A 7,787-nucleotide genomic window follows, 5' to 3' on the forward strand; every position below is an offset into this window, starting at 1 on the left:
CCCTATTAATACTCGTTGGAGTTGCGATAGATACGGCAAAGCAAGTGCAAACTTATGTGATTTCTGAGCGCTACGAAGGAATGGTGCGCCAATGACCCACCGCTTACTTTTTCTTGGCCCTCCAGGTGCTGGTAAAGGAACCCAAGCTGAACATCTTGCTTTAAGTCATCAGCTTTTACATTTGTCTACCGGTGATCTACTGCGAGCCGAAGTAAAAGCCGGAAGCCAGTTGGGCCTTGAAGCTGAAGCGGTGATGAATCGCGGTGAACTGGTGAGCGATGCCCTTGTTTTAGCAATTGTGCGTAGCACGCTCAGTAAGCATCAAGGTGGTTGGCTGCTAGACGGATTTCCTAGAAATCTGCCCCAAGCGCAGGCATTAGATAAGTTGCTATTGGAGCTAAATCAACCTTTGCAGAAGGTTCTACTAATGGAATTAGGCGACGATGAACTCGTTCAGCGTCTACTGGCAAGGGGCCGCACAGACGACAACGAGGCAGTGATCCGCCATCGTCTTCAGGTTTACCGCGACCAAACCAAACCCCTAATCGAGTACTACCAAAATCGAGGCCAATTGCAGGCCGTGCCCAGCACTGGAAGCGTTGAATCAGTAGCAAGCGCCATAGCACTAGTGCTTCAATAACACTTGTCGCTAGCGCTCCACATGGTAAAGTCTTTGTTTGTAAAAAGGAGAGCACACCAATGAAGGTGCGCGCCTCAGTGAAGCGCATGTGCGACAAATGCCGGGTGATTCGTCGCCACGGCAGGGTAATGGTGATCTGCACCAACCCAAAGCACAAGCAACGCCAGGGTTAATCCCCTGCCCCTCCCTTAGCTAGCTAAGGGCCAGCATCAAATTCAACAACCCCTGCATCGGCAGTGGTTTCACTCTCTACGAATTTTCTTCAGTGGCTCGGATCATCGGCGTAGATATCCCCCGCGACAAGCGGGTGGAGATCTCCCTCACTTACATCTATGGCGTGGGCCTTACCAGGGCCCAAAAGATCCTCGCCTTAAGTGGCGTTAATCCGGATATCCGGGTTAAGGATTTGAGCGATAGCGATGTCCAGAAACTGCGGGTGGCAGCTGAAACATTCACTCTTGAGGGCGATCTTCGCCGCCAAGAGGGCATGGCCATGAAGCGTTTGCAAGACATTGGTTGCGTGAGGGGCCGTCGTCATCGCATGGGCCTCCCAGTTCGCGGCCAACGCACCCGCACAAATGCGCGCACCCGCCGTGGTGCCCGTAAAACAGTGGCCGGTAAGAAGAAGTAATTCTTTTTGCTTGCGCTGTTTTAAAAAGTTCTGCCGCCTGGGGAAATTCCCTAAAGGCGTCACCAGGGCTTCTCCGTTCTTTGATCACCTTCCTGCCCCTGCAGGCCCTAACCAATGGCAAAACCAGCCAAAAAAACAGGCCCTAAAAAGGCCAAACGCAACGTTCCAAACGGTGTTGCCCACATTCAGAGCACTTTTAACAACACCATTGTGTCTATTACAGATACATCTGGTGAAGTGATCTCCTGGTCTTCCGCTGGAGCCAGTGGATTCAAGGGAGCTCGCAAGGGCACACCATTTGCCGCCCAAACCGCTGCTGAAGCTGCGGGCCGTCGCGCCCTCGAGCAAGGCATGCGTCAGATCGAAGTATTGGTGCGGGGCCCCGGATCAGGCCGTGAAACAGCTATTCGCGCCCTTCAGGTGGCGGGGCTGGAAATCACCCTGATCCGAGATGTAACACCCCTTCCCCACAACGGCTGTCGCCGTGCCAAACGCCGTCGCGTTTGATCGCATCCGCTTTCTTTAACCGCCCTCTGGGCTCCTTCGCTCTTTAGATCTTCCGGCCGTGTTGCAGTTCCAAATTGACCGTGTCGATTACCAGATCGGCGAAGACCGTTCCCAAACTGGTGTATTCGTGATCGGGCCCCTCGATCGCGGCCAGGCCACCACCCTTGGCAATTCCCTGCGCAGGGAATTGATGAGCGGCTTGGAAGGCACTGCCGTCACTGCCGTGCGTATTAGTGGCGTAAACCACGAATACGCCACGGTGCCTGGTGTTCGCGAAGACGTGCTCGACATTCTGTTGAATTGCAAAGAGCTGATCCTCAACAGCCGCAGCCAAGACACAGAAATTGGCCGCTTAGTTATGAATGGCCCAGCCAACGTAACAGCCGCAGATTTGCAATTCTCCTCCCAGGTTTCTGTGGTGGACAACAAAAGACCGATTGCCACCATCGCTGATGGCCATAGTCTTGAACTTGAACTCCATGTGGAACGTGGAGTGGGCTACCGCCCAGTAGAGCGTGGTTGTGAAGACACTGCCTCCATCGATTTGCTCCAGATCGATGCCGTATTTATGCCCGTGCGTCGGGTTAATTACACGGTGGATGAAACCGCTGTGGGGGAAGGGGGCTCTGCCCGGGAGAGGCTGCGCCTTGAAATCCAAACCAATGGTTCGATCACTCCAGACGATGCCATGGCCCAAGCGGCCAATCAGTTAATAACTTTGTTCCAACCTCTAGCTACTCTTTCAATGGTGGAAGAGCCGGGTGTTGAACCTGAACCCACCGCCGAAAGTCAGATTCCATTAGAGGAGTTAAACCTTTCAGTGCGTGCTTACAACTGCCTTAAGCGCGCTCAGGTGAATTCAGTATCTGATTTGATGGGCTTTAGTTATGAAGATCTTTTAGAGATCAAAAACTTTGGCTCAAAATCAGCAGATGAAGTGATTGAAGCCTTGGAGCGCATCGGCATCTCCTTACCCCAAAGCCGCACCCCCGTTTGACGGCTAACCCCCTATAAACCTGTTTCATCATGCGCCACCAATGTCGCGTTCCCATGCTGGGACGCCCCGCCGACCAACGCAAAGCATTACTCCGTGGTCTCACCACCCAACTGATCAGAGAAGGGCGTGTTACTACAACTAAAGCGCGAGCAAAAGCCTTGCGGGATGAAGCTGAGCGCATGATCACCCTGGCAAAAGAGGGCAGCCTTGCTTCCCGCCGCCGCGCGATGGGATACATCTACGACAAACAATTAGTTCATGCTTTATTCGATAAAGCCCCAGATCGCTACGGCGACCGCAAAGGTGGCTACACCCGCATCATCCGTACGGTGCCGCGCCGTGGTGACAACGCAGTAATGGCAATTATCGAATTGGTTTGAGTGAACGGATTGCCCTCTGTCTGCAATATGACGGGGGGCCTTTTTGTGGCTGGCAGCGACAAGAAGGCCATCCAAGCGTGCAAGAAACTCTTGATAAAGCCATTGATGACCTTGATCCACTGCCGAGCAGTATCCAACGTTTAAGCCGTAGTTTTGCTGCTGGTCGCACCGACAGCGGTGTACATGCAGCTGGCCAAGTAGTTCATTTTGATTGTCACGGTTCTATCCCAGCTAGCCGTTGGGCCGCTGCTTTAAACGGACGCTTGCCAGCAACAATTCGCATCAGTGCGGCTGCCGCTGTTGCAAGCAATTGGCATGCCTGTTTTTCCGCCAGCTACCGCCGCTATCGATACACAATCTTCAATAGCCGTCGCCCCAATCTTTTTTTGGCCCCTTTTAGTTGGCACCGCTATCAATGCCAACTGCAAGATGCCGCAATGGCCCGTGCTCTAAGCGAACTGGTGGGCACCCACGACTTTTCGGCATTGCAAAAAGCGGGCAGCAATCGCCGCCATGGTTGCACCACAGTGGAAGAGGTGGAATTAAGCCGGGAGGGTGATTTGTTAACCCTAGAGATTCAGGCCACCGGCTTTCTTTACGGCATGGTGAGATTATTACTCGGACAATTAGTAGCCATTGGTGAAGGTCGTCTTAGCGAGGCAAATTTCCGCAGCAGATGGCAGCGATGTCTGCGGGAAGAAGTGAAAGAAGCTGCTCCCCCGCAAGGGCTTTGCCTGCTGCGGGTGGGCTATCCCCAGCCAGTATTTCCATTAGCTGCGTGGTACGATTGTCTACCGCGGCATCGGTTGGAAGTTTCCGATCCGCCTCCTGCTGTTGCAACATCAGGTTGATTTAAAGCTTCCTATCCTCCAGATCCTGCATTGCAGGGCTAACCCCGTGGTTCCGGCCCGCCGGCGCGATGAACAAAACAGTTGTCCCCTCCATTCAATCCCTCGAACGCCACTGGTATGTGGTGGACGCGGAAAATAAATGTCTTGGCCGCCTCGCAAGCGAGGTAGCCCAGGTATTACGCGGCAAAAACAAGCCCACCTTCACGCCTCATTTGGATGCTGGAGATTTTGTGATTGTGATCAACGCCGAAAAGGTGCGGGTTACAGGAAATAAATCCAGCCAAAAAGTGTATCGCCGCCATTCCGGACGCCCTGGTGGCATGAAGGTGGAAACCTTCTCTGCGCTACAGGGCCGTATTCCCGAAAGGATTGTGGAAACCGCTATCAAAGGGATGTTGCCCCACAACGCTCTTGGCCGTCAGTTATTTCGCAAACTGAAGGTTTACAAGGGCACAGAGCATCCCCATGCTGCTCAGTTACCACAAATCCTTGAGCTTAATCCTGCCGCCACCTTGAAATGAGCATCACTAATAAGCCTGTTGTTTACTGGGGTACCGGTCGTCGGAAAACCGCAGTTGCCCGTGTGCGCGTAGTGCCCGGTAGCGGCGTCATCACCATTAATGGGCGTCCGGGAGATAATTATCTCAACTACAACCCCACATACTTGAGTTCCGTTCGAGCTCCACTCGAAACCTTAGGTCTCGCCAAGGAATACGACATCTTGGTGAATGTGCGTGGTGGTGGTTTAACCGGCCAAGCTGACGCCATTAAGCAGGGTGCAGCTCGCGCCCTCTGCGATCTTTCACCAGACAACCGCAAACCACTTAAAAGCGAAGGTCATCTCAGCCGAGATCCAAGAGCTAAAGAACGTCGTAAATACGGCCTTAAGAAAGCTCGTAAAGCGCCTCAATTCTCCAAACGCTAATTTCAATCATGCCAAAAGCCAATATCCATCCCACTTGGTACCCAGATGCCAAGGTTATATGTAATGGGGAAGTGGTGATGACCATCGGTTCCACATCACCCGAACTGAATGTAGATGTTTGGAGTGGTAATCACCCCTTCTACACTGGCACTCAGAAAATCCTTGATACTGAAGGTCGCGTTGATCGCTTTATGCGGAAATACGGCATGGGTAGCATCGAAGATGCTCAAAAAGATACTTAAACCAATACTGAGCATCACCAATTTTGGACAGTTCCTTCGTGACCGATCGGCTCGAAGCCACCTGTCGCACATTTGAAGCTTTAGAACGTCAACTGGCTGATCCCAGTGTGACGAATAATCCCCAGGAATTGTTAAAGCTGGCGCGGGAACGCTCCAGGCTTGAACCCTTGGTGTTGGATTATCAGGCATTACAGGTAATCACCAAGCAAAACCTGCAAGCAAGAGAAATGCTGCGGGAATCGAGGGGTGATGCAGAGATGGAGCTATTAGCCCAAGAAGAAATTGAATCACTTGATAATGATCGGCAACGATTAGAAGAGAAATTACGTCTTGCTCTTTTACCTAGCGATCCCCGCGATGAACGCAGCGTAATGTTAGAAATTAGAGCTGGCGCTGGCGGAGATGAGGCGGCTATATGGGCTGGTGATTTAGCCCGAATGTATGAACGCTATGCCCAAACTGAAGGCTGGCAGGTGCAGCCTGTAAGCGCTTCAGATGCAGAACTTGGTGGATTCAAAGAACTGATTTTAGCGATTCGTGGTGATGCTGTATTTAGCCAATTGAAATATGAAGCTGGGGTTCATAGAGTGCAACGGGTGCCTGCAACTGAATCCCAAGGCCGGGTACACACATCAACAGCCACTGTTGCCGTAATGCCTGAGGCTGATCCAGTTGATGTGCAACTAGATCCAAAAGATCTTGAGATTAGTAGTGCCCGCTCCGGTGGTGCTGGTGGGCAAAACGTTAACAAAGTAGAAACGGCTATTGATCTTTTTCATAAACCAACAGGAATCAGAGTTTTTTGCACTCAGGAACGTTCGCAAGCGCAAAATCGTGAGCGTGCTTTGGAAATTCTAAGAGCTAAATTGTTAGCCCTGGAATTAGAAGCTGCTGCTAATGCTGAAAGTTCAGCGCGGCGGGCCCAAGTTGGAAGCGGTGATCGCAGTGAAAAAATTCGCACTTACAACTACAAAGACAATCGAATTACCGATCACCGTTTGGGTCGTAACTTTCCATTAGAAACTGTATTGCAAGGGCAATTAGATGAAATTATTGGTGCCTGTATCCATGCCGATCAACAAAAGCAATTAGAAGAGCTGGCCCACAATCAAAATTAATTAAGCACCGATAACATATTTGCGCCATTCTTCTCTGCGGCCATTACGTATCTGGCGTGTTGCTTCAAAATAAAGTGTGCTTACAGGCCGGCGCGGCACCGAACTCATCGGCATATCAGCTTCTTTTGGTGTGCGGCTACCTTTACGCACATTGCAACGGATACAAGCTGTAATTACATTTTCCCAGGTATCTTGGCCGCCGCGACTGCGGGGGATTACATGGTCGATTGATAACTGCTCTCCTTTGTAAGCGCAGTATTGACAGGTGTGATGATCACGCTGAAAAACATTGCGGCGGGTGAGTGGTAATTCTTTAAATGGAATCCTTACAAATTGACGTAACCGGATAACTGTGGGAGCTAATAAATCAGGCCTCAGGGTGCGTTGCTCATGTTCCAAACCTTCTGCCTTACCTTTCAACACCATCACTACCGCACGGCGCCAGCTGGTGATATTGAGCGGCTCGTAGGACGCATTTAAAACAAGGACGTGTCCCACGCAAAGCGACCGGGGTTGCTTCATGCTAACGAAATAGTGCAGCCCATCAATGTCGCTTCTGATGCATGGGCCCCAGCAGCGGGCCTGGGTGGAGATCAACCGCGATGCAATCACCCATAACACCAGTTGCATCAAGGCTTCTTTAGCGGAGCATTGTGAATTGATGGCAGTGGTGAAAGCTGATGGCTATGGCCATGGGGCTGTAACGGTGGCAGAGGCCGCCATAAAAGGAGGCGCCAGCAGTTTTGGTGTTGCCACCCTTGCCGAAGCAATTGAATTACGCCAGGCCGGTATTAAGCAGCCTGTTTTAGTGCTTGGCAACCTGCAGGCGCCAGAGGAATTTCGCTGCTGCCTGCATTGGCAGTTAATGCCCACGATCAGCAGTTTGCGCCAGGCGCAGCTGGCAAATCAGGAGGCTGCAAATGCCGGCCAACCACTGGCAGTGCAATTAAAACTTGATACCGGCATGGCACGTCTTGGGGCACCATGGGAGGAAGGGCCGCAATTATTGGCAGCAATAAACGCCATGGCAGATCTCCAACTACATGGTTTGTATTCCCATCTTGCAGATGCAGATCAACTCGCTAGTAGCCATACCCGATTGCAGCAACAACGTTTTGAAGAAGTAATGCAACATCTAACTGGCATTAACCAACGGCCTGGTTTTTGTCATCTTGCCAATTCAGCAGCCACCTTGGGCAACCGAGAATTGCACTACAACCTTGTGCGGGTGGGTCTTGCTATCTACGGCCATGCACCAGCTGCACACCTGAGCCAAAAAATAGCTCTAAAACCAGCCATGACTGTGCGCGCCCGGGTAACACTGCTGCGGGAGGTACCCGCTGGCGTGGGGGTGAGCTACGGCCATCGCTTTGTTACGCAAAGACCAAGCCGACTAGCCGTATTAGGTATTGGCTATGCCGATGGAGTGGCCCGTTTGCTGTCGGGCCGCATGGAAGTGATGTAGATAGGTTTTGGGTTGTGTATGGTTTGTGTGT

At 51.8% G+C, this 7,787-nt stretch carries 13 protein-coding genes; 12 read left to right on the plus strand and 1 reads right to left on the minus strand.

The features are described 5' to 3' along the window. Positions 1-91 precede the first annotated feature (91 nt). The 11 genes from KB557_RS07395 to prfA all read left to right on the plus strand — a co-directional run bounded on the left by KB557_RS07395 (position 92) and on the right by prfA (position 6,291). Positions 92-640: an adenylate kinase gene (locus KB557_RS07395; protein ID WP_255132819.1), complete on the plus strand. Its 549-nt coding sequence runs from the start codon at positions 92-94 to the stop codon at positions 638-640. A 59-nt stretch (positions 641-699) separates the two neighbouring features. Further along, on the plus strand, positions 700-813 hold the full coding sequence (gene rpmJ, locus KB557_RS07400; RefSeq protein ID WP_048018126.1) for a 50S ribosomal protein L36: 114 nt from the start codon (positions 700-702) through the stop codon (positions 811-813). Positions 814-905: 92 nt separating this feature from the next. Then, the gene (gene rpsM, locus KB557_RS07405) at positions 906-1,271 is read left to right on the plus strand and encodes a 30S ribosomal protein S13 (protein ID WP_255132821.1); all 366 of its coding nucleotides are present in this window, start codon (positions 906-908) and stop codon (positions 1,269-1,271) included. A gap of 114 nt (positions 1,272-1,385) precedes the next feature. Beyond that, positions 1,386-1,778, plus strand: a complete 393-nt coding sequence (rpsK, locus tag KB557_RS07410; RefSeq protein WP_255132823.1) for a 30S ribosomal protein S11 — start codon at positions 1,386-1,388, stop codon at positions 1,776-1,778. Positions 1,779-1,836: 58 nt separating this feature from the next. Then, complete coding sequence (locus KB557_RS07415) at positions 1,837-2,775, plus strand: DNA-directed RNA polymerase subunit alpha (RefSeq protein WP_255132826.1); 939 nt, start codon at positions 1,837-1,839, stop codon at positions 2,773-2,775. A 29-nt stretch (positions 2,776-2,804) separates the two neighbouring features. Then, entirely contained in the window at positions 2,805-3,155 is a 351-nt protein-coding gene (gene rplQ / locus KB557_RS07420; RefSeq protein ID WP_255132828.1) for a 50S ribosomal protein L17, read from the plus strand. Beyond that, positions 3,152-4,006 (plus strand): tRNA pseudouridine(38-40) synthase TruA, encoded by an 855-nt coding sequence (gene truA, locus KB557_RS07425; RefSeq protein ID WP_255132830.1) that lies wholly within the window; start codon positions 3,152-3,154, stop codon positions 4,004-4,006. Before rplQ ends, truA begins: the two co-directional genes overlap by 4 nt. Positions 4,007-4,074: 68 nt before the next feature. Continuing rightward, the gene (rplM, locus tag KB557_RS07430) at positions 4,075-4,527 is read left to right on the plus strand and encodes a 50S ribosomal protein L13 (RefSeq protein WP_255132832.1); all 453 of its coding nucleotides are present in this window, start codon (positions 4,075-4,077) and stop codon (positions 4,525-4,527) included. Further along, positions 4,524-4,931, plus strand: coding sequence for a 30S ribosomal protein S9 (rpsI, locus tag KB557_RS07435; protein ID WP_255132834.1), 408 nt, complete (start codon positions 4,524-4,526; stop codon positions 4,929-4,931). Before rplM ends, rpsI begins: the two co-directional genes overlap by 4 nt. A gap of 8 nt (positions 4,932-4,939) precedes the next feature. Further along, complete coding sequence (rpmE, locus tag KB557_RS07440; protein ID WP_255132836.1) at positions 4,940-5,173, plus strand: 50S ribosomal protein L31; 234 nt, start codon at positions 4,940-4,942, stop codon at positions 5,171-5,173. A 23-nt stretch (positions 5,174-5,196) separates the two neighbouring features. Beyond that, positions 5,197-6,291 (plus strand): peptide chain release factor 1, encoded by a 1,095-nt coding sequence (prfA, locus tag KB557_RS07445; RefSeq protein WP_255132838.1) that lies wholly within the window; start codon positions 5,197-5,199, stop codon positions 6,289-6,291. On the opposite strand, the gene KB557_RS07450 is transcribed toward prfA, so the two are convergent. Further along, on the minus strand, positions 6,292-6,789 hold the full coding sequence (locus KB557_RS07450; RefSeq protein ID WP_399218818.1) for an HNH endonuclease: 498 nt from the start codon (positions 6,787-6,789) through the stop codon (positions 6,292-6,294). Between the two features lie 49 nt (positions 6,790-6,838). On the opposite strand from KB557_RS07450, the gene alr reads away from it, so the two are divergent. Beyond that, positions 6,839-7,756, plus strand: a complete 918-nt coding sequence (gene alr, locus KB557_RS07455; protein WP_315856208.1) for an alanine racemase — start codon at positions 6,839-6,841, stop codon at positions 7,754-7,756. Positions 7,757-7,787: the final 31 nt, after the last annotated feature.

It is taken from the genome of Synechococcus sp. Cruz CV12-2-Slac-r, assembly GCF_024346075.1.
Taxonomy (GTDB): Bacteria; Cyanobacteriota; Cyanobacteriia; order PCC-6307; family Cyanobiaceae; genus Synechococcus_D.